The sequence below is a fragment of the Pseudomonas sp. HMSC067G02 genome, assembly GCF_001813485.1.
Lineage (GTDB): Bacteria > Pseudomonadota > Gammaproteobacteria > Pseudomonadales > Pseudomonadaceae > Pseudomonas > Pseudomonas aeruginosa.
This window is the reverse complement of the sequence record NZ_KV812697.1, coordinates 12,878-36,054: the sequence shown is the minus strand read 5'-3', so window position 1 is coordinate 36,054 and position 23,177 is coordinate 12,878. Positions and strand designations below refer to the sequence as shown.

Annotated in this window: 25 protein-coding genes and 1 tRNA gene; 14 read left to right on the top strand and 12 right to left on the bottom strand. The window is 69.1% G+C overall.

What is annotated here, in order from left to right; all coding sequences use genetic code 11:
* The first annotated feature begins 1 nt into the window (after position 1).
* From fdxH to selB, 5 genes are all read left to right on the top strand, one after another.
* Positions 2-931: a formate dehydrogenase subunit beta gene (fdxH, locus tag HMPREF2914_RS19170; protein ID WP_003106793.1), complete on the top strand. Its 930-nt coding sequence runs from the start codon at positions 2-4 to the stop codon at positions 929-931.
* Positions 932-1,002: 71 nt separating this feature from the next.
* The gene (locus HMPREF2914_RS19165; RefSeq protein WP_003095316.1) at positions 1,003-1,629 is read left to right on the top strand and encodes a formate dehydrogenase subunit gamma; all 627 of its coding nucleotides are present in this window, start codon (positions 1,003-1,005) and stop codon (positions 1,627-1,629) included.
* A gap of 132 nt (positions 1,630-1,761) precedes the next feature.
* The gene (gene fdhE / locus HMPREF2914_RS19160; RefSeq protein ID WP_023092653.1) at positions 1,762-2,691 is read left to right on the top strand and encodes a formate dehydrogenase accessory protein FdhE; all 930 of its coding nucleotides are present in this window, start codon (positions 1,762-1,764) and stop codon (positions 2,689-2,691) included.
* 78 nt (positions 2,692-2,769) lie between these two features.
* Entirely contained in the window at positions 2,770-4,176 is a 1,407-nt protein-coding gene (gene selA, locus HMPREF2914_RS19155; RefSeq protein WP_023092652.1) for an L-seryl-tRNA(Sec) selenium transferase, read from the top strand.
* Entirely contained in the window at positions 4,173-6,098 is a 1,926-nt protein-coding gene (gene selB, locus HMPREF2914_RS19150) for a selenocysteine-specific translation elongation factor (protein ID WP_023092651.1), read from the top strand. The genes selA and selB overlap by 4 nt, the downstream gene beginning before the upstream one ends.
* A 3-nt stretch (positions 6,099-6,101) precedes the next feature.
* Here the strand turns inward: selB and HMPREF2914_RS19145 are convergent, their stop codons facing one another.
* Positions 6,102-6,785, bottom strand: coding sequence for a helix-turn-helix transcriptional regulator (locus HMPREF2914_RS19145; RefSeq protein ID WP_010895683.1), 684 nt, complete (start codon positions 6,783-6,785; stop codon positions 6,102-6,104).
* 281 nt (positions 6,786-7,066) lie between these two features.
* On the opposite strand from HMPREF2914_RS19145, the gene HMPREF2914_RS19140 reads away from it, so the two are divergent.
* The 4 genes from HMPREF2914_RS19140 to HMPREF2914_RS19125 all read left to right on the top strand — a co-directional run bounded on the left by HMPREF2914_RS19140 (position 7,067) and on the right by HMPREF2914_RS19125 (position 10,858).
* A complete protein-coding gene (locus tag HMPREF2914_RS19140) occupies positions 7,067-8,473 on the top strand; it encodes an aminotransferase (protein WP_023092650.1) in 1,407 nt (468 codons plus the stop codon).
* Between the two features lie 48 nt (positions 8,474-8,521).
* Positions 8,522-9,919, top strand: coding sequence for an APC family permease (locus HMPREF2914_RS19135; RefSeq protein ID WP_023092649.1), 1,398 nt, complete (start codon positions 8,522-8,524; stop codon positions 9,917-9,919).
* 94 nt (positions 9,920-10,013) lie between these two features.
* Positions 10,014-10,631, top strand: a complete 618-nt coding sequence (locus HMPREF2914_RS19130; protein ID WP_003095305.1) for a class I SAM-dependent methyltransferase — start codon at positions 10,014-10,016, stop codon at positions 10,629-10,631.
* 131 nt (positions 10,632-10,762) lie between these two features.
* Positions 10,763-10,858 (top strand) — tRNA-Sec (locus HMPREF2914_RS19125).
* A gap of 40 nt (positions 10,859-10,898) precedes the next feature.
* On the opposite strand, the gene HMPREF2914_RS19120 is transcribed toward HMPREF2914_RS19125, so the two are convergent.
* A complete protein-coding gene (locus tag HMPREF2914_RS19120) occupies positions 10,899-11,621 on the bottom strand; it encodes a carbon-nitrogen hydrolase family protein (RefSeq protein ID WP_003095301.1) in 723 nt (240 codons plus the stop codon).
* Positions 11,622-11,883: 262 nt separating this feature from the next.
* Here HMPREF2914_RS19120 and HMPREF2914_RS19115 point away from each other — a divergent pair, with 262 nt between their 5' ends.
* From HMPREF2914_RS19115 to HMPREF2914_RS19105, 3 genes are all read left to right on the top strand, one after another.
* Positions 11,884-12,252, top strand: coding sequence for a hypothetical protein (locus HMPREF2914_RS19115; RefSeq protein WP_004365401.1), 369 nt, complete (start codon positions 11,884-11,886; stop codon positions 12,250-12,252).
* A 296-nt stretch (positions 12,253-12,548) separates the two neighbouring features.
* Positions 12,549-13,349, top strand: a complete 801-nt coding sequence (locus HMPREF2914_RS19110) for a class I SAM-dependent methyltransferase (RefSeq protein WP_003095295.1) — start codon at positions 12,549-12,551, stop codon at positions 13,347-13,349.
* Positions 13,346-13,924 (top strand): P-loop NTPase family protein, encoded by a 579-nt coding sequence (locus HMPREF2914_RS19105; protein ID WP_003111407.1) that lies wholly within the window; start codon positions 13,346-13,348, stop codon positions 13,922-13,924. Before HMPREF2914_RS19110 ends, HMPREF2914_RS19105 begins: the two co-directional genes overlap by 4 nt.
* Positions 13,925-13,946: 22 nt before the next feature.
* On the opposite strand, the gene HMPREF2914_RS19100 is transcribed toward HMPREF2914_RS19105, so the two are convergent.
* The 5 genes from HMPREF2914_RS19100 to HMPREF2914_RS19080 form a co-directional block, all read right to left on the bottom strand.
* A complete protein-coding gene (locus HMPREF2914_RS19100; RefSeq protein WP_004365400.1) occupies positions 13,947-14,675 on the bottom strand; it encodes a GrpB family protein in 729 nt (242 codons plus the stop codon).
* Positions 14,676-14,791: 116 nt separating this feature from the next.
* Positions 14,792-15,259, bottom strand: coding sequence for a glycine cleavage system protein H (locus tag HMPREF2914_RS19095; RefSeq protein ID WP_003095288.1), 468 nt, complete (start codon positions 15,257-15,259; stop codon positions 14,792-14,794).
* On the bottom strand, positions 15,256-15,633 hold the full coding sequence (locus HMPREF2914_RS19090; protein ID WP_003095286.1) for a DsrE family protein: 378 nt from the start codon (positions 15,631-15,633) through the stop codon (positions 15,256-15,258). Before HMPREF2914_RS19090 ends, HMPREF2914_RS19095 begins: the two co-directional genes overlap by 4 nt.
* A complete protein-coding gene (locus HMPREF2914_RS19085) occupies positions 15,623-16,105 on the bottom strand; it encodes a GNAT family N-acetyltransferase (protein WP_003135262.1) in 483 nt (160 codons plus the stop codon). The genes HMPREF2914_RS19090 and HMPREF2914_RS19085 overlap by 11 nt, the downstream gene beginning before the upstream one ends.
* Before the next feature lies 1 nt (position 16,106).
* Positions 16,107-16,670: a DUF4136 domain-containing protein gene (locus tag HMPREF2914_RS19080; protein ID WP_023092647.1), complete on the bottom strand. Its 564-nt coding sequence runs from the start codon at positions 16,668-16,670 to the stop codon at positions 16,107-16,109.
* A 130-nt stretch (positions 16,671-16,800) separates the two neighbouring features.
* Between HMPREF2914_RS19080 and HMPREF2914_RS19075 the strand changes: the two genes are divergently transcribed.
* Positions 16,801-17,736 (top strand): glycerophosphodiester phosphodiesterase family protein, encoded by a 936-nt coding sequence (locus tag HMPREF2914_RS19075; RefSeq protein WP_023092646.1) that lies wholly within the window; start codon positions 16,801-16,803, stop codon positions 17,734-17,736.
* Here the strand turns inward: HMPREF2914_RS19075 and HMPREF2914_RS19070 are convergent.
* The 4 genes from HMPREF2914_RS19070 to HMPREF2914_RS19055 all read right to left on the bottom strand — a co-directional run bounded on the left by HMPREF2914_RS19070 (position 17,721) and on the right by HMPREF2914_RS19055 (position 20,397).
* Complete coding sequence (locus HMPREF2914_RS19070) at positions 17,721-18,341, bottom strand: DUF4136 domain-containing protein (RefSeq protein ID WP_023092645.1); 621 nt, start codon at positions 18,339-18,341, stop codon at positions 17,721-17,723. The genes HMPREF2914_RS19075 and HMPREF2914_RS19070 overlap by 16 nt on opposite strands.
* A 65-nt stretch (positions 18,342-18,406) precedes the next feature.
* Positions 18,407-19,156, bottom strand: a complete 750-nt coding sequence (locus HMPREF2914_RS19065) for a methyltransferase (RefSeq protein WP_003111303.1) — start codon at positions 19,154-19,156, stop codon at positions 18,407-18,409.
* Positions 19,153-19,458 carry a nucleotide pyrophosphohydrolase gene (locus tag HMPREF2914_RS19060; protein ID WP_003102255.1) on the bottom strand — a complete coding sequence of 102 codons (306 nt, stop codon included), beginning with the start codon at positions 19,456-19,458 and terminating at the stop codon, positions 19,153-19,155. Before HMPREF2914_RS19060 ends, HMPREF2914_RS19065 begins: the two co-directional genes overlap by 4 nt.
* A gap of 81 nt (positions 19,459-19,539) precedes the next feature.
* Positions 19,540-20,397 (bottom strand): MaoC family dehydratase, encoded by an 858-nt coding sequence (locus tag HMPREF2914_RS19055; RefSeq protein WP_003095272.1) that lies wholly within the window; start codon positions 20,395-20,397, stop codon positions 19,540-19,542.
* Positions 20,398-20,657: 260 nt separating this feature from the next.
* Here HMPREF2914_RS19055 and HMPREF2914_RS19050 point away from each other — a divergent pair, with 260 nt between their 5' ends.
* The gene (locus HMPREF2914_RS19050; RefSeq protein ID WP_003095270.1) at positions 20,658-21,659 is read left to right on the top strand and encodes an AraC family transcriptional regulator; all 1,002 of its coding nucleotides are present in this window, start codon (positions 20,658-20,660) and stop codon (positions 21,657-21,659) included.
* A gap of 110 nt (positions 21,660-21,769) precedes the next feature.
* Here the strand turns inward: HMPREF2914_RS19050 and HMPREF2914_RS19045 are convergent, their stop codons facing one another.
* Positions 21,770-23,125, bottom strand: coding sequence for a 3-oxoacyl-ACP reductase (locus tag HMPREF2914_RS19045; protein ID WP_003161349.1), 1,356 nt, complete (start codon positions 23,123-23,125; stop codon positions 21,770-21,772).
* Positions 23,126-23,177: the final 52 nt, after the last annotated feature.

Here is a 23,177-nt window from a genome sequence, read left to right as displayed (position 1 = left end):
CATGAGTAGTCAGGACATCCACGCCCGCTCCGCGACCACCACGCCGATGCCCTCGGTGCGGAACCAGGAGGAAGTGGCGAAACTGATCGATGTGTCCAAGTGCATCGGTTGCAAGGCCTGCCAGGTCGCCTGCTCGGAATGGAACGAGCTGCGCGACGAGGTCGGCCACAACCACGGCACCTACGACAACCCCATGGACCTGACGGCCGACTCGTGGACGGTGATGCGTTTCACCGAGCACGAGAACGAGGCCGGCAACCTCGAGTGGCTGATCCGCAAGGATGGTTGCATGCACTGTGCCGAGCCGGGCTGCCTGAAGGCCTGCCCGAGCCCGGGAGCGATCGTGAAGTACGCCAACGGCATCGTCGACTTCAACCAGGACAAGTGCATCGGTTGTGGCTACTGCATCACCGGTTGCCCGTTCGACATCCCACGGATCTCGCAGAAGGACCACAAGGCCTACAAGTGCAGCCTGTGTTCCGACCGCGTCTCGGTGGGCATGGAGCCGGCCTGCGTGAAGACCTGCCCGACCGGCGCCATCGTCTTCGGCAGCAAGGAGGACATGAAGGAACACGCCGCCGAACGCATCGTCGACCTGAAGAGCCGCGGTTACGAGAACGCCGGCCTGTACGACCCCGAAGGGGTGGGCGGCACCCACGTGATGTACGTGCTGCACCACGCCGACAAGCCGTCGCTCTATGCCGGCCTGGCCGACCAGCCGAGCGTCAGCCCGCTGGTCAGCCTGTGGAAGGGCGTGACCAAGCCGCTGGCGCTGTTGGCCATGGGCGCCACGGTGCTCGCCGGGTTCTTCCACTATGTGCGCGTCGGTCCCAACCGCGCGGACGACGAGGAAGACCACGGGCAAGCCGAGGCACCGGTGCACCAGGTCGATCCGTCGGTACACACCTTTGACCCGCACGAGCGTCGTTGAGCCTGCGCGCGGGCGTTGCCGCCGGTCCTCCGCGACCCGGCGGCAGCGGCGGCGCTCTCGAGGAGTCGGAAATGAAAAATGAAATCCAGCGCTACAACGCCAACGAGCGCAGCAACCACTGGGCCGTGGCGATCCTGTTCTTCATGGCCGGGCTGTCCGGGCTGGCGCTGTTCCACCCGGCGCTGTTCTGGCTGACCAACCTGTTCGGCGGCGGTCCCTGGACGCGTATCCTGCACCCCTTCCTGGGGCTGGCGATGTTCGTCTTCTTCCTCGGTCTGGTGGTGCGCTTCGCTCACCACAACCGGGTGCAGAAGAGCGATATCCAGTGGCTCAAGCAGTGGCGCGACGTGGTCAGCAACCGCGAGGAGAACCTCCCGGAAGTCGGCCGCTACAACGCCGGGCAGAAGCTGCTGTTCTGGGTGCTGCTGCTGAGCATGTTGACCCTGCTGGTCACTGGCATCGTGATCTGGCGCCAGTACTTCAGCGCCTGGTTCGGCATCGAGGCGATCCGCCTGTCGGCGCTCCTGCACGCCTTCGCCGCCTTCGTCCTGATCGCCAGCATCATCGTGCACATCTACGCCGGCATCTGGGTCAAGGGCTCGATGGGCGCGATGCTCTACGGCAAGGTCAGCCGCGCCTGGGCGCGCAAGCACCATAATGGCTGGCTGAAGGAAGTCGGCAAGGGCGAGGAGCACTGACTCGTATAGTGTCGCCATCGCCCGACCGGAGGCCCCAGCGATGGGGCCTTTGCATTCATTCCGCGCCCCTCCGGGCGCCCGATCGTTGCGGCGCGGCCCACCGGCCCGCCGGCGCAGACCCGAGGAGTTCCCGTGTCACGCACCATTCTTCAGCCGGGGCAGATCGAAGCCGCCGCCAACATTCCCCCGCACCTGCACCAGCCGTCGCGCGACCTGTTCGCCCTCCGCGGCGAGCGCCTGCTGCAACTGGCCGAGGGGCACCCGATGGGCGACTACCTGCGCCTGGTCGCCGGTCTCTGCCGGCTCCAGCAGGCGCTGCTGGACAACCCGCCGGCGCTGGCCCCGCTCGACCCCGAGCGCCTGCGCAAGAGCCGCGAGCACGGCATGCCGCCGCTGGCCTACGACCTGCTGGTGCGCGAAGGCGCCTGGCTGCCCTGGCTGGATGCCCTGCTCGCGGGCTACCCGGCACCGGCCAACGCCGCCGTCGGCGCGGCACTCGAACAATTGCGCGAAGCCGACGAAGGCCAGCGCAAGGCCTGGGCCATCGCCTTGCTCAGCGGTCAGTTCGACCTCCTGCCGGCGGCCCTGGTGCCGTTCCTCGGCGCCGCCCTGCAAGTAGCCTGGAGCCATTGGCTGCTGGGACTGGAGGAGGGCGCGGTGGTCGAGACCGAGAGCCGGACCTTGTGCCCCGCCTGCGGCTCGCCGCCGATGGCCGGGATGATCCGCCAGGGCGGCAAGGAAACCGGTCTGCGCTACCTGAGCTGCTCGCTGTGCGCCTGCGAATGGCACTACGTGCGAATCAAGTGCAGCCACTGCGAGGAAAGCAAGCACCTGACCTACCTGTCCCTGGAGCATGACGGGCAGCCGGCGGAAAAGGCCGTGCTGCGCGCCGAGACCTGCCCCAGTTGCCAGGGCTACCTGAAGCAGTTCTACCTGGAGTTCGACCGCCACGCCGATGCCCTTGCCGATGACCTGGCCAGCCTGGCGCTGGACATGCGCCTGGCCGAGGACGGCTACCTGCGGCGTTCGCCGAACCTGTTGCTGGCCCCCGGCGGCGAATAGCCGAAGACGCTGCGGGCATGCGCCGACGCGTCTATGATGGGCGTGTCGGTGACCCTACCCTGTGGATAAGGTTTCTCCATGAGTTCCGTTCGCTTGCCTTCGGTCGACCGCCTGCTGCGCAGCGCGGCGGCCGCTCCCCTGCACCAGCGCTACGGCCGCGAGGCGTTGCTGGCGACCCTCCGCGACCTGCTCGACGAACTGCGCGAGCCGGCCCGACGCGGTGCCCTCGCCGAGATCGAACTGAGCGAGGCGGTGCTCGCCGGGCGCGCCGGCGAACGCCTCGCCGCGCAGCATGCCAGCCGCGTACGGCGGGTGTTCAACCTGACCGGCACGGTGTTGCATACCAACCTCGGCCGCGCCCTGCTGCCGGACGAAGCCATCGAGGCGATCACCCTGGCCGCGCGCTACCCGCTGAACCTGGAGTTCGACCTGGCCAGCGGCAAGCGCGGCGACCGCGACGACCTGATCGCCGGGCTGATCCGCGAACTCACCGGCGCCGAGGCGGTCACCGTGGTCAACAACAACGCGGCAGCGGTGCTGCTGGCGCTGAACAGCCTGGGGGCGCGCAAGGAAGGGATCATCTCGCGCGGCGAGCTGATCGAGATCGGCGGCGCCTTCCGCATTCCCGACATCATGGCCCGCGCCGGCGTGCGCTTGCACGAGGTGGGCACCACCAACCGCACCCACGCCAGGGACTACGAAGCCGCCATCGGCCCGCGCAGCGGCCTGCTGATGCGCGTGCATACCAGCAACTACAGCGTCCAGGGCTTCACCGCCAGCGTGCCCACCGCGCAACTGGCGGCCATCGCCCATGGCCACGGCCTGCCGCTGCTGGAAGACCTCGGCAGCGGCACCCTGGTGGACCTGACCCGCTGGGGCCTGCCCAAGGAACCGACGGTGCAGGAAGCCCTGGCCGACGGCGCCGACATCGTTACCTTCAGCGGCGACAAATTGCTCGGCGGGCCCCAGGCCGGGCTGATCCTCGGCAACCGCGAACTGATCGGGCGGATCAAGAAGAACCCGCTCAAGCGCGCCCTGCGCGTCGACAAGCTGACCCTCGCCGCCCTCGAGGCGGTGCTCGGCCTGTACCGCGATCCGGACCGCCTCGCCGAACGCCTGACCACCCTGCGCCTGCTCAGCCGCCCGGCGGCGGAGATCCGCGCCCAGGCCGAGCGTCTGGCGCCGGCGCTGGGCGAGGCGCTCGGCGAGGGCTGGGAGGTCGCCGCGGTCGACGCCCTGGGCATGATCGGCAGCGGCGCGCAGCCGGTGGCGCGGCTGGCCAGCGCTGCGCTGTGCCTGCGTCCGCGGCAGCCCAGGCGCCTGCGCGGACGCGCCCTGCGCAACCTCGAGGAAGCCCTGCGCGGGCTGCCGCTGCCGGTGATCGGTCGGCTCGACGACGACGCCCTCTGGCTCGACCTGCGCCAGCTCGACGACGAGCCGGCGTTCCTCGCCCAGTTGCCGCGACTGCGGAGCGAGCTGTCGTGATCGTCGGCACCGCCGGGCACATCGACCACGGCAAGACCTCGCTGCTGCGTGCCCTCACCGGCATCGAGGGCGACCGCCGCCCGGCCGAGCGCCAACGCGGGATCACCATCGACCTGGGCTACCTCTACGCCGACCTTGGCGACGGCAGCCCCACCGGCTTCATCGACGTGCCCGGTCACGAGCGCTTCGTCCACAACATGCTGGCCGGCGCCAGCGGCATCGATTGCGTGCTGCTGGTGGTGGCCGCCGACGACGGCCTGATGCCGCAGACCCGCGAGCACCTGGCGATCGTCGAACTGCTCGGTATCCGCCGGGCGCTGGTGGCGCTGACCAAGATCGACCGGGTCGAGCCGCAGCGGGTGCAGCAGGTGCGGACCCAGGTCGAACACCTGCTGGCCTCCGGCCCGCTGGCGCGCTCGCCGATCTTCCCGCTCTCCAGCAGCACCGGGGAGGGCGTCGCGGCGTTGCGCGAAGCACTCGGCGGGCTCGCCGGCGAAGTCCGCGAGCGTAGCCGCGAGGGATACTTCCGCCTGGCGGTGGACCGGGCCTTCAGCGTCGCCGGCAGCGGCATCGTGGTCACCGGCACGGCCTTCTCCGGACAGGTCGCGCTGGGCGACGAACTGCTCCTCGGCAACGCCGGACGGCCGGTGCGGGTGCGCGGCCTGCACGCGCAGAACCGGCCCGCGCAACAGGCCTGGGCCGGCCAGCGCGTGGCCTTGAACATCGCCGGCGAGCGCCTTGCGCTGGAACAGATCCAGCGCGGCGACTGGCTGCTGCAGGCAGCGCTGCACGCGCCGACCACGCGGGTCGACATCGACTTCCGCCTGTTGCCCGACGAACTCCGCGACTTCACCCACTGGACCCCGGTGCACCTGCACCTGGGCACCCAGGACGTCACCGGACGCCTGGCCCTGCTCGAAGGCGAACAACTGGAGCCTGGCCACCGCGCCTTCGCCCAACTGGTGCTGAACGCGCCGATCCAGGCCCTGCACGGCGACCGCCTGGTGCTGCGCGACCAGTCGGCGCAGCGCACCCTTGGCGGTGGGCGGGTGCTCGACGGCGCCGCGCCGGCGCGCAACCGACGAACGCCGGCACGTCTGGCACAGCTCCAGGCGCTGCGCCAGGAAAGCCTGGAGGAGGCGCTGCCGACCTTGCTCGGCGCTGCCGAGAACGGCCTAGACCCGCAACGCCTGGTGCAATCCTTCAACCGCCCGCGCGAGCACTGGCGGCTGCCGGAAGAGGTGGTCGAGGTGCAGACCCGCCTCGGCCCCCGGTTGTTCGCCGGGGAGCGCTGGTTCGCCCTGGTCGAGCAACTGCTCGCCGGCCTGCGGCGCTTCCACGAAGAGCTACCGGACGAACTCGGTCCCGACCGCGACCGCCTGCGTCGCTACGCCCTGCCGCAGCTGGAGCGGCCGGTGTTCATCGCCTTGCTCGAGGCCGCCCTGGCCGGCGGCGACGTGCACAGCAGCGGGCCCTGGCTGCACCTGCCCGGCCACGAAGTGCGCCTGAGCGATAGCGAGGAGCAACTGCGCGCGCGCCTCTGGCCGCTGCTCGAGGCCGGCCGCTACGACCCGCCCTGGGTTCGCGACCTGGCCCGCGAGCTGCGCCAGGACGAAGCCGCCATGCGCAACCTGCTGCGCAAGCTGGCGCGCCTGGGCCAGTTGCAGCAGGTGGTGCGCGACCTGTTCTACCCGGAAGCCACCCTGCGTCAATTGGCCGAGATCGCCGTGCAGGTCCGCGACCCCGCCGGGCTGATCCGCCCGGCGGAATTCCGCGACCGCCTGGGCATCGGCCGCAAGCGCAGCATCCAGATCCTCGAGCACTTCGACCGCATCGGCCTGACCCGCCGCATCGGCAACGACCGTCGCCTGCGCGAGGGCTCGGCGCTGGCCGAACAGTTGCTCGGCGGCGTCTCGCCCTGAGTCTCAGGGGCCGACGCGCTGCCCCTGGCTCAGGCACTCGATGAACAGCGCGAACAGTTCCGACTGCGAGCCGACTTCCAGCTTGGTGTAGAGATTCTTCCGGTGCATGCGCACGGTCTCCGGGGAGATGTCCATCAGCCGCGCGCTGGATTTCGCCGAGTGGCCGCTGAGCAGCAGGTGGCAGGCCTCGCGTTCGCGGTCGGTGAGCACGCCGCGACCGAAGCCGCGCAGCACTTCCTGAAGGCGCGGGGCGAGGTCGGCCTGCGGGTTCGGCGAGAGGTCGGCGCGCCCGGCGCAGAACTGCCGGGCCAGCTCCAGCACCGGCGGCGCCAGGCCGGCGAGGGCGGCGACCTGGGCGTCGCTGTAGCGGCTCGCCGAAAGGCCGTTGTAGAGACAGATCGAGAGCTTCTCGGTGGGGCCGAGGTCGAGGATGTAGTAGACGTCCTCCACCGCTCCGGCGCCGAGGTAGTAGGTCTGGTAGTAGGCGCTCTGGAAGAAGTCGTCGGGGGCGATCTCGCCGAGGGTGTAGAAGCCTTCCGGAAGGCCTTCCTCCACCGCCAGGCAGAAAGGGTCGAGCAGGTAGCCGCGGGAGAAGTAGCGGCGGATGATCGCCTCGCGGAAGCGCTCGGCGATGCCGCGCTCGTAGAGCAGGGTGGGCGCGTGGCCCTTGCGTTCCAGGCTGATCATGCTCGACTCGATCGGCACCAGTTGGTGGATGGCGTCGACCAGAGCGGCGAGGAAGTCGGGTTGGCGCAGGCGCCGGATCGCCAGCGCCAGGTGTTCGTGCCAGCGGTCGAGGGCGTTCGGGGCGATGGCCTGCATGGACGGTACGGCTCGTTCTTGTCGTTGTCGCCGCAGGATAGCAAGCCGCGTCGGCCGCACCCAGCGCTTACCCCAAAATGGGGTATGGCCCGCCGCGCGGTGCTCTTGCACCCTCGGAGCATCCATCCGAGAAGAGCGACAGCCCGATGAACGCAAGACTGCACGCCACGTCCCCCCTCGGCGACGCCGACCTGGTCCGTGCCGACCAGGCCCACTACATGCACGGCTACCACGTGTTCGATGACCACCGCGTCAACGGCTCGCTGAACATCGCCGCCGGCGACGGCGCCTATATCTACGACACCGCCGGCAACCGCTACCTCGACGCGGTGGGCGGCATGTGGTGCACCAACATCGGCCTGGGGCGCGAGGAAATGGCTCGCACCGTGGCCGAGCAGACCCGCCTGCTGGCCTATTCCAATCCCTTCTGCGACATGGCCAACCCGCGCGCCATCGAACTCTGCCGCAAGCTCGCCGAGCTGGCCCCCGGCGACCTCGACCACGTGTTCCTCACCACCGGCGGTTCCACCGCCGTGGACACCGCGATCCGCCTCATGCACTACTATCAGAACTGCCGCGGCAAGCGCGCCAAGAAGCACGTCATCACGCGGATCAACGCCTACCACGGCTCGACCTTCCTCGGCATGTCGCTGGGCGGCAAGAGCGCCGACCGGCCGGCCGAGTTCGACTTCCTTGACGAGCGCATCCACCACCTCGCCTGTCCCTACTACTACCGCGCTCCGGAAGGGCTGGGCGAAGCCGAGTTCCTCGACGGCCTGGTGGAGGAGTTCGAACGCAAGATCCTCGAACTGGGCGCCGACCGGGTGGGGGCGTTCATCTCCGAGCCGGTGTTCGGCTCCGGCGGCGTGATCGTCCCGCCTGCAGGCTACCACCGGCGGATGTGGGAGCTGTGCCAGCGCTACGACGTGCTGTACATCTCCGACGAAGTGGTGACCTCCTTCGGCCGCCTCGGCCACTTCTTCGCCAGCCAGGCGGTGTTCGGCGTACAGCCGGACATCATCCTCACCGCCAAGGGCCTCACCTCCGGCTACCAGCCGCTGGGCGCGTGCATCTTCTCCCGGCGCATCTGGGAGGTGATCGCCGAGCCGGACAAGGGCCGCTGCTTCAGCCATGGTTTCACCTACTCCGGCCACCCGGTGGCCTGCGCGGCGGCGCTGAAGAACATCGAGATCATCGAGCGCGAGGGCCTGCTCGCCCACGCCGACGAGGTCGGCCGCTACTTCGAGGAGCGCCTGCAAAGCCTCCGCGACCTGCCCATCGTCGGCGACGTGCGCGGGATGCGCTTCATGGCCTGTGTCGAGTTCGTCGCCGACAAGGCGAGCAAGGCGCTGTTTCCGGAAAGCCTGAACATCGGCGAGTGGGTCCACCTGCGGGCGCAGAAGCGCGGCCTGCTGGTTCGTCCGATCGTCCACCTGAACGTGATGTCGCCGCCGCTGATCCTCACCCGCGAACAGGTCGATACCGTGGTCCGGGTGCTGCGCGAGAGCATCGAGGAAACCGTGGAGGACCTTGTCCGCGCCGGTCACCGGTAAGCGCCGGGGCGCCGTCGGCGCCCCACCCGAACATTCAGGAGAACCCCAATGGACGACAACAAGAACAAGGTCCTGCGGTTGCGCGATGTGGTGCTCTACACGGTCTCGGCGATGCTCTTCATGGACCAGATCGCCCTGGCTTCCTCCCTCGGTCCGTCGAGCCTGTTCTGGTGGCTCTACGTTCTGCTCCTGCTGTTCCTGCCGATGGCCATGATGACCTCCGAGCTGGGCACCGCCTTCCCCGCCAACGGCGGCGTCTACCACTGGGTGCGTAGCGCCTTCGGCTTTCGCTGGGGGGCCCGGGTGTCATGGATGTACTGGGTCAACAACGCACTGTGGATGCCTTCGGTCTACACCTTGTTCGGCAGCATGCTCGGCGCCTTCTATTTCCCCGAGCTGAGCCTCTGGGGCAAGATCGCCATCGGCATCGCCCTGGCGCTGCTCACCGCGGCGTTCAACGTGGTCGCGCTGCGCCTGGGCAAGTGGCTGCCGAACCTCGGCGCGCTGCTCAAGCTGCTCGCGGTGCTCGCCCTGGGCGTCGGCGGCCTGCACTTCGGCTGGAACCATGGCTTCGCCAACGACTTCAGCCTGGACTCCATCGTCCCGTCCTCGCCGGGCCAGATGGCCGCGCTGGGAGTGATGGTCTACGGCATCATGGGGACCGAGCTGGCCTGTTGCAGCGCCGCGGAGATGCGCAACGCGCGCCGCGACATCCCGCGCGCGGTGCTGATCTCCGGGCTGATGGTCGGCGCCTTCAACATCTTCGGCACCCTCGGCGTGCTGGCCGCGGTACCGGCCGAGGAAACCGACGTCACCCGGATATTCGCCCACACCCTCTACAACATCTACGGCCACGACGGCGCCGGCGGGATGCTCGCCGACCTGGTCGGCGCCTTCGTCCTGTTCACCCTCTTCACCAACATGGTCACCTGGAGCATGGGCACCAACCGTGCCGCGGTGGAAGCGGCCAAGGCCGGCGAGCTGCCGGCGCTGTTCGGCGTGGTCCATTCGCGCCACGGCACGCCGATCGGCTCGGCGGTGCTGGCCTCGGCGGTGAGCATCGTCCTGCTGCTGCTCTACGGCCTGGTGGCGCACACTGCCGAGGAACTGTTCTGGACCCTGCTGTCGATCTTCGCCATGGTCTTCATGATGCCCTACGTGCTGATGTGCCTGGCCTTCGTCCGCCTGCGCCGCGCCGACCCGCGCCCACGGCCTTACCGGATGCCGCTGGGCGACCGCCTGGCCAGTCTCTGGGCGCTGTTCGTCGCGCTGCATGTGCTGGCCGGCATCGGCCTGTTCGTCGTCACCCCCGGCGCGCCGATGGACTGGGCCTACGCCGGCAAGATCGTCGGCGGCGTGGCGCTGGCCCTGGCCGTGGGCGAACTGCTGATCCGCCAGGCGGCGCGAAGGCGCGGCGTGATGTCGCTGCGCGGTGCCTACGGTTGAGGAGCGGCCCTGTCGCAACAGCGCCTATGGCGTTAATGTGCCGTTAACGCCCTTGGTGGGTAATGGGTCGCAGCGCAACACGGAGAAGGTCGTCATGTCCGAACGAGAGCACTGGCAACGGGTATACGAGAGCAAGCCGTCCGACGCGGTGAGCTGGTTCCAGGCCGAGGCGACGCTGTCCCTCGACCTGATCCGACGCATCGGCGCGCCCCGCGAGGCGGCGATCATCGATGTCGGCGGCGGCGCCTCGACCCTGGTCGACGGCCTGCTCGCCGAAGGCTTCGGCGACCTGACGGTGCTCGACCTTTCCGACGCCGCCCTGCGCGTCGCCCGCAACCGCCTCGGCGCGCGCGGCGAAGAGGTGCGCTGGATCGCCGGCGACATCACCGGCGTCGACCTGCCGGAAGCCACCTACGATGTCTGGCACGACCGCGCCGTGTTCCACTTCCTTACCACTGCCGAAGCCCGCCGCGCCTATGTGCGCCAGGTGATGAAGGCGGTCCGCCACGGCGGCCATGTGATCGTCGCCACCTTCGCCGCCGACGGCCCGACCGAATGCAGCGGCCTGCCAGTCATGCGCTACGACGCCGACGAACTGCACGCCGAGTTCGGCTCCGCCTTCCAGCTCACCGAGCACCGCGACGAACACCACGTCACTCCCGCCGGCCGGGTCCAGCACTTCGTCTACTGCCATTGCCTGAAACGCCTGTGAAGCGCTCCGAGGCTGGGCTACGCTCTGCTCGCCCGGCCGTGCGAACGACTTTCCATGACATCCGGCATTTCTTCTTCGGACCCCGGCCTGATAAGCTCCCGTCTCGAGGAAAACCTCTTGCAAATCAAAGAGGAAGGCAATCACGCCCGGTGGCGTGGCCGGACTTCAAATCCGGTGGGGGACGGCAGCCGTTCCTGGGTGGGTTCGACTCCCACTGCCTTCCGCCAATTCTCCGCTCGCTTTCGGCGGCCATCGTGTCTCACAGGATCAAGCGTCTATCTCGGTCCGTTCCAGCAGAAGCAGCGTCTCACCCGTCCCCGTCGTCTCCCTGACCAGCGCTCCCCGCTCATTCCAAAACGCACTCCTGCCCGCCGCCTTCCAGCCACCCGTCGGCCCGCCATGGTTGGCCAGCAGCACGCCCATTCCGTGCTCGCGGGCATAACCGGCCAGCAGGGCCGAGTCGGCCGGGTAGCCGTTTTCTCCGATCAGCGCGCTGGCGATGTAGAGGCGAGCGCCGGCACGGGCGGCGTGGGCCGGGTGGCTGGGTTGGCTGAAGTCGGCGCAGACCGCCAACGCCATCGGCAGGCCGTCGATCTCCAGCAGGGGGCCGCCGTCGCCGGCTGAGAAGTGGCGTTCCTCGCCCGCGTGCAGGTGCTGCTTGGCATAGACGCCGAGGCTGCCGTCGGCGCCGAGGATCAGGGCGGCGATCAGCGGCTTGGCATGCTTCGGCGAGCGCAGCGGCAGGCCGACCACCGTGGTCATCCGTGCCTGCTCGGCGAGCTGGCGCAGCGGTTGCAGCAGGGGCGTGTCCGCCGGCTGGGCGAGGGCGGCGGCAGCGGTGGGTTCGTAGCCGGTGAGCGACAGTTCGGGAAACACCAGCAGGCGCACGCCCCGTGCCTGGGCGATACGCATCAGGCGCAGGTGGTCGTCGAGGTTGCGTGGCAGGTCGGCGGGGTGGGCGCAGCTCTGGGCGGCGGCGATCAGCGTCATGGGGCTGTCTCGGGTATGGATGGCACAAATTCGCCAGTAGAGCCGAAGGCAGCATTTCCGGGAAGAGGCGATTAGCGGCTGCGCTACGTTTGGCTGGGGAGGGCGCTTTCATCGCCGCGAAGCCGTAAGATAACGCGCTTCATGGCGCGCCCGACGGACGGGTGCGCACGCTTGCCTCGGGAGAACAGGGATGGCCGAGATCAATCCGCTTTCAACGGACCTGCAACAGCAACTGGCGGAGCTGCAGGCACAGGGGCTCGCCTTGCTTGGCGTCGCCGCGGACGAGACGCCGGCGCAGATCGTCGCCGCCATCACCGACTACGTGCGCGATGCGAGGGAGCAGGGGCGCAGCCTCGACGACGAGGCGGTCTTCGCCCTCGGCGCGCTGATCGGCGCGCAGTACGTGCGTGGCCTCGGCTGGCACTGGGGCGACGTGATCTGGGACGGCGACCCGGACAGCGCCGCCGTCGGCGTGCTCAGCCCCGACGAATCGCTGTTCAACAACCCCATCGGCTGGGTAAGCCAGATCGCCGAAAGCGGCGGCGGGGTGCCGTTCATGCTCAGCTACAACATGATCCTGGCCAACCAGGTGCCGCTGTTCGAGCGAGGCAGCGCCACCGGTCTCTATTGAGCATGCAGGCGGATCGCCGCGACGCGCCGGCGCATCCCGCCAGGCGGGGCCGACAACCTGAACGGCCGGCGTCAGGCGCCGCGACCCGCCGAGCAGCGCCAACCGGCGAACGAGGTGCCGGGTGACCGTGGTGGAACAGACGCTGCCTCTGAGAAACCGCGCCTGCGGCGCTTTCCAGGAAGGCAGCCTGGAACGACGCGACTGCCGAGCCCATATCGGGCTGCAATTCCGCGATTGAGTGGGCTGCGGGTTCGCGACTCGGCTGGCCTTCCTGGGAACACTTCTGAGGTTTTCGCATGACGGATCTTGAACACGCGGTGGAAAGCAACCGACGCGCCTGGGACGCGTCCGCCGACAGTCACCTGCGTGGCAGCGGCTGGCAGGAATTGTCGCTGGCGGTACAGGAAACCGGCTTCAGTTGCCTGGACGAGACCCTGGCTGGCGTGCTGCGCAATCTGGACCTGGCCGGCAAGGCGGCGGTCCAGGTCGGCTGCAACAACGGCCGGGAAGTGCTTTCGCTGTACGCCTTCGGCGTCGCGCGGGCGGTGGGGATCGACCAGTCCGCCGCCTTCCTCGCCCAGGCGCGGCAACTGGCCGAGCGCTCGCCGCATCAGCCGCGTTTCGTCGAAGCCAATGCCTACGAGCTGCCGGCCGAGCTGAACGGTCAGTTCGACCTGCTGCTGATCACCATCGGTGTGCTCAACTGGATGCCCGACATCGCGCGCTTCTTCGCCTCGGTGAGCGGCCTGCTGAAGCCGGGCGGGCAATTGGCGATCTATGAGACCCACCCGTTCCTGGAGATGCTCGAACCCGAGTCGGAGCGACCGTTCGAACTGCGCAACGACTACTTCACCGACACGCCCCACGTATCCCGGGAGGCCATCGTCTACGAAGGCAGCGGCAGCGATACCGGCATCGCCAGCTACTGGTACGTCCACCCGCTCGGCGACATCCTCGGCGGGCTGCTCGGCGCCGGCCTGCGCCTGAGTCACTTCAAGGAGTACCCGCACTCGAATCGCGAGGAACTCTACGACCTCTACGAGGACGGACCGCTGGCGATCCCGATGTGCTACACGCTGGTCGCGGTCAAGGCATGACCTGCGTCGAGGCCGGGCGAGGCGCGCCGCTGCGTGTGGTGGTGGTCGGCACCAGCGGGGCCGGGAAGTCGACCTTCTCCGCCGCGCTGGCCGCCAGGCTGGGTTGTACGCATGTCGAACTCGACCGACTCTACTGGGGCCCCGGCTGGCAAGCCGTGCCCCACGAACGCTTCGAGCACGCAGTGGAGCGGGCGACGACGGCGCCGCGCTGGGTCGCCGACGGCAACTACAGCGCCGTCCGCGAGTTGCTCTGGGGCCGCGCCACCCATGTGGTATGGCTGAATTTCGGGCGCTGGACGGTGTTCTCCCGGGTCCTTCGCCGCACCCTGGCCCGGGGCCTGCTGCGCACCCGCCTGTCCCACGGCAACCGTGAATCGCTGCGGATGGCGTTCTGCTCCAGGGATTCGATCCTGCTCTGGTCATGGACCACCTTCGCAGGCAACCGCCGCAAATACACCGGCCTGCGCGAGGATCCGCGGTTCGCGCATTTGCGCTGGGTGGAGGTTGGCGAGCCGGGGAGGGTGGGGGAGGTGATCGAGAGGTTGGTGGAAGCCGTGCTCGCACAGTCGCAGTAGTGAGCGAAGCACGCTATCCGCCTCAGTCCTGGGGCTTGCTTACCCGGCTGCGCAGCAACTCGAAATAGGCTGTATCGGCGGGGCCGCCTGGCGTCGATTCCGCGCCGGCGACCAGCGTTTCACGCAGTTCCCTGGCGTGCATTTCGCGTTCTCCCCTTACCAGGCCACTCTGTATCATTGGGTGCCGCGTCGCCGCCAGCGCCCGGCCGAGAATCCTTGCGACGACCTCGTCCTTGCCACGGGTATAGGCCTCGCGGTCGGTGGGGTAGCGGCGGGCCAGGGCGTGCTTGGTTTCGGCGTAGAGGTGGGCGTCGTCGGGGTGGTTGCGCAGCCAGTCGCGGAACAGCAGGTAGCGGTCGGCCTGGGCCAGGGGCATGACATGGACATGGTGGGTGCGGCCATGGCCGAAGGGCGGCATGCCTTTGACGAAGAACATCCGCTGGGTGTTCGGGTTCTCGCGCCAGAACTGGTAGCCGAGGCCCTCCAGCGGGGCTACCAGCCGCTGCGGATCGTGGCCGGGCGGCGGCAGCAGGAGGATGTCGATGATCGGCTTGGCGTCGAGCCCGGGCACCGCGGTGCTGCCGACATGCTCGATGCCCAGCCCGGGCAGCGCCAGCGCCGTGCGGATGGCCTCGGCTTCGGCGGCGAAGCGTTGTGGCCAGGCGGGGTCGGCGGGCAGCACCTCGATGCGGTCGTCGTCGGCGTTGCTCCAGCGTTGGCCGTCGAAGCGGGGCGGTTGGGGTGAGGACATGGCGGACTCCGGGGATATGCGGGAGATTGGCGGCGATGGGGAGCTGGGGTAGGGCGAATAACGCCAGCGGCGTTATCCGCCTTCCGCGAGCGGGGTGCGGGTAAAACCCGGGAGTCTCAGAAGTCCAGCGCCTGCACCCCTGGATGCTGCGGATCGAACCCATCCAGGCGCATGCGCTCGGCGAATGCCTCCCGCGCCGCGTCTCCCTGGAGAAACGCTCCCCGCGCCGAGGCCCAGTCGTCCGGTTGCAGCCGCACCATCCAGCCCTCGCCGTAGCAATCCCGGTTGATCAGCGCCGGGCGCTTGACCACCGCCGGGTTGCTCGCCAGCAGGGTCCCGGCCAACGGGCTGCGGGCCGAGGAGGCAGCCTTGGCGAACTCGACCACGCCGAAGCTGCGGTCGCGTTCGATGTGCCAGCCGTCGCGCTTGGGGGTGAAGGCGAAGATTTCGCCATACAACGCGCAGCCGTAGGCGCTCAGGCCCAGGGTCAGGCTGCCGTCGACTTCCTCGCGCAGCCACAGGTTGTAGTCCGGGGCGTAGAACAGCCCGTCGGGGAATTCCAGGCCGTGCAGGTTCGCGCTCATAGGGTCAGCACCCGCTCGGATTCGAGGATCAGCCGTGCCAGTTCGCCGCCGCTGGAGATTTCGTCGAGTTCCTCGATCAGTTCGCTTTCGTCGATGTTCACCCCGGGTTGGCGGCACATCAGCAGGCGCGCGCCGGCCTCGCGGGCCTGGCGGATGAAGTGGCGCAGCGGCTCGCCGCCGTCCAGCGCGCGCAACTGGTCGGCGACGGCGCGGCGGGCCAACTGCACGCCTTCGCCGCTGAGGAACAGGGTCACCTCGGCGTCCATGCAGGCCAGCAGGGTGGCGGTGTGGAAGGGCGCGGCGCAGCGGGCCGGGGTGCTCGGGCCGCTGGAGACGATGATGAGGACGCGCTGGGCGTGGGTGTCAGGGTTCAAGGGGCTTGTCCATCTGGATCAGCGCCACGCGCCGGCCGTCCGGATCGTGGCGTTCGGCGATGGCGCGCGGCTGGTAGCCGAGCTGGGTATAGAGCAGCAGTCCGGCGGCGTTGGCGTTGAAGCAGGAAATTTTCATCAGGCGCGCTTTGTACTGTTCGCGGGCGAGGTTTTCCATGACCCCGATCAGGTAGCGGGCCACGCCCAGGCCACGCGCGGCGGGCGCCACCATCATGTTGCCGAGGGCGCAGAAGTCGCCGTGCTGCCACTGGTAGAAGTTGGCGAAGCCGACCACCTGTCCGTCGTGCACGGCCACGGTGCTGCCGCGACGTTCGGCGATGGCGGCGGCCAGTTGGGCGACGCTGAACGGCCAGATCGCCTTGGGGTAGCAATAGAAGAGTTCGTCGCGGTCCTGGGGGAAGCCGGCGACCGTCTCCAGGTCGCCGGTCTCCGCCGGGCGGTGGCTGAGCTGCATGTCAGCGCGGCGGGTATTGCGACATGACTTTCTGTACCGTCTCGCGGATCGCCTGCTCGCGCTCGGCCGGGCTCGGCGGGCTGGTGCGCATGATCTGCTCGCCGCTGCCGCGCCAGACCAGCTTGCCGTCCTTGCCGTCGAACAGGTCGACCTGGAGGGTGGCAACCTTGTAATTCACGGTGCGCGTCTCAGCCATCGCCGGGCCGCCCCAGTATCCTCCCCAGTAGCCGCCCCAGTAACCGCCGCCGTAGTTGGTGGTGATCTGGTCCTGGCGATCGTCGACGATCAGGTAGGCGCGCACCGTGACGTCTCCCCTGGCGTTGCCCTGGGCCGGACGCAGGCCGCGCTGGTCGAGCTGCTGGGCGACGGCTTCGCGGATGCGTTGCTCGGTGAGGTCGCTCTTGATGCGTGGGTCGTCGGGGCGGTATTCGAAGGCGGGTTGCGACCAGCTCCAGCTGCGGTAGGCGACGAAGTCGCGGGAGCTGTCGAAGTCGCGGTCGAGCTGGGTGGTTTCGCAGGCTGCGAGGCTGAGGAGCAGGCCGAGCAGCAGGATTCGGCGGATCATGGTTTTTCTCCAGTCAGAGTTCACATCCAAGCTCAGCGCCGGATGAAAGGCAAGAGGAAACGCGGGTTTGAAACGTCTTCACAAGTAACGTTGGCGAGCGCCCGCCCTATAGGCGCGACGGGAGAATGAAATGAATCGAAGAATTGCGATCCTGCTGTTGGGCCTGTCGCTGACCGGCTGCGTCGAGGCACGCTCGGTGGTCTCGGCGGATGGCCCGGGCCCGCTGCTGGTGGCCCACCGCGCCGGCACCGCGGACTACCCGGAGAATACCCTGCTGGCGATCCGCAAGGCGCTGGACAACGGCGCCGACGCGCTATGGCTGTCGGTGCAGTTGAGCGCCGATGGCCATCCGGTACTCTATCGCCCCGCTGACCTGGCGGTCCTGACCCAGGGCGCCGGCGCGGTCGGCCAGTCGAGCCTGGCCGAGCTGGCGCGCTTGAACGCCGGCTATATGTTCAAGGCCGAGGACGGCAGCTATCCCTACCGCCAGAAGCCGCTGCGGATTCCGACGCTGCGCCAGGCGCTACGGGCGATCCCGCCGCAGGTGCCGGTGTTCCTCGACATGAAGTCGCTGCCGGTGGAGCCGCTGGTCGATGCCGTGGCCGGCGAGCTGGAACGGCAGAAGGCCTGGTCGCGGGTGCGTTTCTATTCCACCGAGAAGGCCGCCAACGACTACCTGACGCAGCGCTACGCGGACCGCGCGCGACAGTTCGAAAGCCGCGATGCGACGCGCAACCGCCTGGTCGGCCTGGCCTTCGGCGAGCGCTGCGAGGCACCGCCGGCCGGCGGCACCTGGATGGGCATCGAGCTGCGCCGCGAACTGACGGTGACCGAGCGCTTCACCCTTGGCGAGTCCTCCTACAAGGTGCCGGCGGCGCAGTTGTGGACGCGCAAAGCGATGGACTGCGTGCGCCGCGAGCCGGTGAAGGTGGTGATGTTCGGCATCGAGACCGCCGAGGACTACCGCACCGCGCGCGCCCTGGGCGCCGACGCGGTGATGAGCAACTCGCCCAGGAAGATGGAGGCGATCCGCCGCCGGGTGCTCGCCGATCAGCCCGGCGGGTAGCTCGACAGCGCCCGTTTCACCGCTTCGCGCAGGGCCTTGGCCTGTTCGCTGACGGAGTCGCCGGAGTCGAACTCGGCGCTGTTGCCCCATACCGGCTGGCCGCTGCGGGCGTCGTTCAGCTCGACGCGGACCACGGTGACCTGCACGGTGTAGCTGCGGGTCACCGGGTAGCTGGCGCCATAGCCGTACCAGGGATCGCGCCAGCCGCCGTAGTTGCCGTAGTAGCCGCCGTAGTAGTCGGTGACCTGGCGGGTGCGCAGTTCGTTGCGCAGGAACGCGCTGACCTGCAGGTCGGCCGCGCTGCCCGGCCGCGCCGGGCGCAGGCCGCGCTGGTCGAGCTGCTGGCTGACGGCGTCGCGCAACTGGTTGTCGTCCAGGCCCTGGGGAAAGCCGCTGACCCCGGCGGCGGCCCAGCTCCAGCTACGGTAGCGGGCGTAGTCGCGCGGCGCCGCCGGATAGGCGCCGGGATCGAGGCCGGGATTGGCCGCGGTGGCCGGCTGCGGCGGGTAGGGCAGAGAGCTGGCGCGGTAGGGATTGTCGCCCTGGCAGGCACCGAGGGCGGCCAGGCTGGCGAGTAACGGCAGGATCAACAGTCGCGATTGCATGCTCGACGCTCCGTGGCCGCGCTACGTCGGCGGCCCTTGCAGGCTCAGACTGCATTCTGCGCCTTTCATTGCGGGCGGCACAGCCAGTGCAGGTAGCGGCCAAGCCCGGCAAAGGCCGGGTGGCGGCGGTAGGCCAGTTCCATTTCCACCAGGTCGAGCCGTTCGGCCTTGGCCTGGAACTCGCTCGGCATGTAGTCGTGGAACACCCGCACGCCGCTGCGCGCCTCGATGCGCCAACGCGCTGCCAGCGCCTGTTCCAGCTCGCGCGGGTCGAGCGGGCGCTGCGGGGTCAGGCTCTGCCCCTCGCCGGCGAAGCGCTCCTTGCGCAGCTTGCGGAAGTGGCCCTTGAGCAGGTTGCGGTAGATCAGCGCGTCGCGGTTGTAGAAGGCCAGCGACAGCCAGCCGCCGGGTGCGCAGAGTTGGTGCAGCACCGGCAGGATCGCATGGGGTTCGGCCAGCCACTCGAGCACGGCGTGGCAGAGCACCAGGTCGTAGGGCTCGGTGAGCTGGCCGAGCAGTTCCTGCCAGGGCGCCTGGATGAATTCGGCGGCCTGCCCGGCTTCGGCGAAGCGCTGGCGGGCGCCGTCGAGCATGGGTTGCGCTGGCTCGGCGAGGGTTACGCGGTGGCCGCGAGCGGCCAGCCAGAGCGACATGTGGCCGAGCCCGGCGCCGATGTCGAGGACCCGCAGAGGTCGCTCCGGGAGGGCCTCGGCGAGGTCGGCCTGGAGTACCGCGAGGCGGATCGCACCCTTGGCGCCGCCGTAGATCTTTTCGGCGAAGCGCGTCGCCAGTTCGTCGAAGTGGCGGTCGCTCATGGCAGGAAGCGCCGTTCGCAGTCGGCCAGCTTGGCGCGCACTACCTGTTCCAGGTCGAGGCCGGTTTCCCCGCAGAACAGCAGCAGATAAAGGACGATGTCGCCAACTTCCTGGCCAGCGTGTTCGAGCTGCTCGGCCGACAGCGTGCGCGACTGGTCTTCCGTCAGCCACTGGAAGATCTCCACCAGTTCGGCCATCTCGACGCTGGCGGCCATGGCCAGGTTCTTCGGGCTGTGGAATTGGCGCCAGTCGTTGCGGTCGCGGATGGCGTGCAGGCGCGCGGTGAGTTCGTGCAGGTCCATGGGGGATTCTTCGCGGTGGCGGTAAGCAGCCGCATAGCTTCGGGCTTTGCGCCCGAAGCTTCAAGGCATGGCGGACCGGCGTCAGCCCTGTAGCCGGCTCCAATGCCCGGCCATGTGCGGCAGGTCGTCCTTGCCGCGCAGGCTGAACTGGCCGTCCGCCGCCGCCGCGCTGGCCAGCAGGGTGAGGCTGGCCGGCAGCAGCACCGGCTTCTGGAAGCGCACCTCGACCCGATAGCCCGAGGCCGGCAGCCGCTCGCCGAGGGCGGCCAGGCTGCGAGCCTTGTTCCACAGGCCGTGGGCGATGGCGCGGGGAAAGCCGAACAGCTTGGCGCTGGGCGCCGACAGGTGGATCGGGTTGTAGTCGCCGGCGGCACGGGCATAGCGCCGGCCGATGTCGGCGGGCGCCTTCCAGTTGTCGACCGGCTCCAGCGGCAGCGGCTCCTGCTCGGCTTTCGGCGGAATCTCGCCGGGCACCTTGACGCCGCGGCAGAGCACCTTGCTGTCGCCGACCCAGAGCAGGCCAAGCTGGTCTTCCAGGCGGGTGACGATGCTGAAGGTGGCGCCCTTGTCGTGCGGTTGCAGGTTTTCCACCGCGACGCTCACGGTGAACGGGCCGAGGCCGCCGAGCGCGCGCAGCACGTCGATGCGGTTCTCCAGGTGGACCAGACCGAGCAGCGGGAAGGGGAAGCGCTTGTCGGTGAGCAGCGCCATCTGCAGCGGGAAGGCGAGGATGTGCGGGTAGGTCGGCGGCAGCAGGCCGTCGTCGCGGAAGCCGCAGACCTGGCGGTAGCGCTCGAGGTGCTTCGGGTCCACCGTGACCTGGCTGCGCAGGCCGCGCTCGGGCAGGGCCTTGCCGCGGATGCCGCGGCGCAGTGCGGCGCGCAGGAACAGGCCGGGCAGGGCGGGTGGGGCGGGCAGGTCGAGCCAGGCGGTGGGCATTGGACATCTCCTCGAAATAGGTGGCTGTCAGCTTAGTCGAGCACCTGCAGCAGGCATTGGCCGCCTGGCCGACGCCGCTGGCAGGGCGGTCAATCGGCTCCGGAATGCGTCTGCATCGAGATTTTCGACCACGCCGGCGGCTAGTCGATCTGAGGGTTTTTCCGTCATGCGGGATGGGTTATTTCTATGGCCTCTCCTTGAGAGGGGATGGCAAAGCTGCCTAAGATGGGCCCGCCCCATGGATAACTAGAAAAAACACCATGCGTGATCTGACCGACGATGTAGCGCTGATGCGCCCGGTGATCGACGCCCTGCGCGCCAGCGGCTGCGATCCGGACCGGGTCCTGGTCCGTGTCGGGCTGCCGCCGGGTGGCCTGCCGGCCGGCCGTTTCCCCCATTCCGCACAGAACCTGTTCTGGAAGGCCGCCGCCGACGAGTGCGGCGAAGAGCATGTCGGCCTGCACCTGGCCGAGCACCTGCCGGCGTTCCACGGCCTGCTTCTGGAATACCTGTTCCTCTCCAGCGATACCTTCGGCGCCGGCCTGCGCCATTCCCTGCGCTACGTACGCCTGCTGTCCGACACCCTGCAGGCGCAACTGGAGGTGGAGGGCGAGCGCGCGGTGCTGTCGCTGGGCGAATCGCCGGCGATCAACCGTCACTTCCCGGAAATGCTCGCCGGCGCGGTGATCCGCCTGTTCGGCGCGCTCACCGAGGGCGAGTTCAAGCCGCTGGAAGTGCAGCTGATGAACGAAACCGGCGCGCCGATGGAGCGCTACCGTGCGGTCTACGGCTGCCCGACGATCCTCGGCATGCCGCGCTACGCGCTGGTATTCGATGCCGCGGTGCTGGACAAACCCTCGCGCCACGCCGCCCCGGAACTGCTGCGCATGCACGAGTCGCTGGCGCGCCGGCAACTGGCCGAAGTGGAGCGCCTGGACCTGGTGCGCCAGGTCCGCGAACTGATCGGCGAGTTGCTGGTGGACGGAGGCGCCACCCTGGAGCAGGTCGCCGCGCGCCTCGGCATGCCGGCCCGACGTCTGCGCGAACGCCTGGCGATGGCCGGGGTGCGCTTCAACGACCTGGTCACCGACTACCGCTGCCGACTGGCCAAGGAACTGCTGCTGAAGACCGACGAGCGCATCGAAGTGATCGTCGAACGCACCGGGTTTTCCGAGCCGAGCACCTTCTATCGCGCGTTCAAGCGCTGGGTCGGCGAGACGCCGGTGGAGTTCCGCCGGCGCGGGCAGCAGGGGCGCGGGTAGGGCCTGTCCGAAGGGGCTACCGGTGGTTTCCCGGTGCAGGGCCAGATAACGCCGTTGGCGTTATCCGCCCTACCGGGTCGGCGTCCTGTCGCCGGGGGGCAGGGGCCGCCTCAGGCCCCCAGCAGGCTCTGCCCGCACACCCTCAGCACCTGGCCGCTGACCGCGCCGGACGACGGCTGGGCGAACCAGGCCACCGTTTCGGCGACGTCCTGCGGCAGGCCGCCCTGGCTCATGGAGTTCATCCGCCGGCCGGCCTCGCGGATGGTCAGCGGAATGGCGGCGGTCATCTGCGTCTCGATGAAGCCCGGCGCCACCGCGTTGATGGTGATGCCGCGCTTGCCCAGCGCCGGCGCCCAGGCCTGGGCCAGGCCGATCAGGCCGGCCTTGCTCACCGCGTAGTTGCTCTGCCCGAGGTTGCCGGCGATGCCGCTGATCGACGCCAGCAACACCACCCGGCCGTTGTCATGCAGCTTGCCGCCGTCGAGCAGGGCCTGGGTCAGTACCTGCGGGGCATTGAGGTTGACGTTGATCACCGAGTTCCAGAAGTCGCTGCTCATCTTCGCCAGGGTCTTGTCGCGAGTGATCCCGGCGTTGTGCACGACGATATCGACGCCCTCAGGCAGCGCGTCCACCAGTTGCTGCCCGGCGTCCGCGGCGCAGATGTCGAGAGCCACGGCACGGCCGCCGAGGCGCGCGGCGAGGCCTTCGAGGGCCTCCCTGGCCGGCGGCACGTCGAGCAGCACCACTTCCGCGCCGTCGCGCGCCAGGGTTTCCGCGATGGCCGCGCCAATGCCGCGGGCGGCGCCGGTGACCAGCGCGCGCTGGCCGGCCAGCGGCTTGCTCCAGTCGTGGACCTGGGCGCTGTTGGCGGCAAGACGGATCACCTGGCCGGAGACGTAGGCGCTCTTCGGCGAGAGGAAGAAGCGCAGTGCGCCTTCCAGTTGGTCCTCGGCGCCCTTGCCGACGTACAGCAACTGCACGTTGCCGCCGCGACGGATTTCCTTGCCCAGGGAGCGGGTGAAACCTTCCAGGCTGCGTTGCACGCTGGCGGCGACCGGGTCCTTGAGAGACTCGGGGGGGCGTCCGAGGACCACCACCTTCGGGCATGTGTCGAGGCCCTTGAGCACCGGCTGGAAGAAGTCGCGCAGCGCCACCAACTGCTCGAAGCGGGTCAGGCCGCTGGCGTCGAACAGCACCGCCTTGGCCCGCGGGCTGTGTTCGGCGGTCCAGCGCGGCAGCTCGAACTGTCCCTCGACGGCGGCGAACACCGCGTCGGTCAGCTTGCCGGCGAAGGGCAGCACGGCCTCGGCCAGCGCGCCGCTCCCGCCGATCACCAGCGGGCCGTCCACCGGCCGCACCCGGCCGGCCTGCCAGCGCTCCAGGCGCAGCGGGGAGGGAAGGCCGACGGCGCCAACCAGGCGGCGGCCGACGGGGGAGTTGGCGAAGGCGATGTAACGATCGGTCATGGAACGGGCTCCCGGTGGAAAGGCTCCAAGGCTGAAGGTGGATTCCGCCGGC

What these genes read in the sequence shown, in the direction of transcription:
- HMPREF2914_RS19045 (WP_003161349.1), bottom strand. Translation starts at nt 23,125, where the DNA reads ATGACCGATCGTTACATCGCCTTCGCCAACTCCCCCGTCGGCCGCCGC.
- fdxH (WP_003106793.1), top strand. Translation starts at nt 2, where the DNA reads ATGAGTAGTCAGGACATCCACGCCCGCTCCGCGACCACCACGCCGATG.
- HMPREF2914_RS19065 (WP_003111303.1), bottom strand. Translation starts at nt 19,156, where the DNA reads ATGAGCGACCGCCACTTCGACGAACTGGCGACGCGCTTCGCCGAAAAG.
- HMPREF2914_RS19075 (WP_023092646.1), top strand. Translation starts at nt 16,801, where the DNA reads ATGAATCGAAGAATTGCGATCCTGCTGTTGGGCCTGTCGCTGACCGGC.
- HMPREF2914_RS19050 (WP_003095270.1), top strand. Translation starts at nt 20,658, where the DNA reads ATGCGTGATCTGACCGACGATGTAGCGCTGATGCGCCCGGTGATCGAC.
- HMPREF2914_RS19095 (WP_003095288.1), bottom strand. Translation starts at nt 15,259, where the DNA reads ATGAGCGCGAACCTGCACGGCCTGGAATTCCCCGACGGGCTGTTCTAC.
- HMPREF2914_RS19165 (WP_003095316.1), top strand. Translation starts at nt 1,003, where the DNA reads ATGAAAAATGAAATCCAGCGCTACAACGCCAACGAGCGCAGCAACCAC.
- HMPREF2914_RS19100 (WP_004365400.1), bottom strand. Translation starts at nt 14,675, where the DNA reads ATGTCCTCACCCCAACCGCCCCGCTTCGACGGCCAACGCTGGAGCAAC.
- HMPREF2914_RS19130 (WP_003095305.1), top strand. Translation starts at nt 10,014, where the DNA reads ATGTCCGAACGAGAGCACTGGCAACGGGTATACGAGAGCAAGCCGTCC.
- HMPREF2914_RS19135 (WP_023092649.1), top strand. Translation starts at nt 8,522, where the DNA reads ATGGACGACAACAAGAACAAGGTCCTGCGGTTGCGCGATGTGGTGCTC.
- HMPREF2914_RS19070 (WP_023092645.1), bottom strand. Translation starts at nt 18,341, where the DNA reads ATGCAATCGCGACTGTTGATCCTGCCGTTACTCGCCAGCCTGGCCGCC.
- selA (WP_023092652.1), top strand. Translation starts at nt 2,770, where the DNA reads ATGAGTTCCGTTCGCTTGCCTTCGGTCGACCGCCTGCTGCGCAGCGCG.
- HMPREF2914_RS19110 (WP_003095295.1), top strand. Translation starts at nt 12,549, where the DNA reads ATGACGGATCTTGAACACGCGGTGGAAAGCAACCGACGCGCCTGGGAC.
- HMPREF2914_RS19105 (WP_003111407.1), top strand. Translation starts at nt 13,346, where the DNA reads ATGACCTGCGTCGAGGCCGGGCGAGGCGCGCCGCTGCGTGTGGTGGTG.
- HMPREF2914_RS19140 (WP_023092650.1), top strand. Translation starts at nt 7,067, where the DNA reads ATGAACGCAAGACTGCACGCCACGTCCCCCCTCGGCGACGCCGACCTG.
- HMPREF2914_RS19055 (WP_003095272.1), bottom strand. Translation starts at nt 20,397, where the DNA reads ATGCCCACCGCCTGGCTCGACCTGCCCGCCCCACCCGCCCTGCCCGGC.
- HMPREF2914_RS19120 (WP_003095301.1), bottom strand. Translation starts at nt 11,621, where the DNA reads ATGACGCTGATCGCCGCCGCCCAGAGCTGCGCCCACCCCGCCGACCTG.
- HMPREF2914_RS19085 (WP_003135262.1), bottom strand. Translation starts at nt 16,105, where the DNA reads ATGCAGCTCAGCCACCGCCCGGCGGAGACCGGCGACCTGGAGACGGTC.
- HMPREF2914_RS19080 (WP_023092647.1), bottom strand. Translation starts at nt 16,670, where the DNA reads ATGATCCGCCGAATCCTGCTGCTCGGCCTGCTCCTCAGCCTCGCAGCC.
- HMPREF2914_RS19060 (WP_003102255.1), bottom strand. Translation starts at nt 19,458, where the DNA reads ATGGACCTGCACGAACTCACCGCGCGCCTGCACGCCATCCGCGACCGC.
- HMPREF2914_RS19145 (WP_010895683.1), bottom strand. Translation starts at nt 6,785, where the DNA reads ATGATCAGCCTGGAACGCAAGGGCCACGCGCCCACCCTGCTCTACGAG.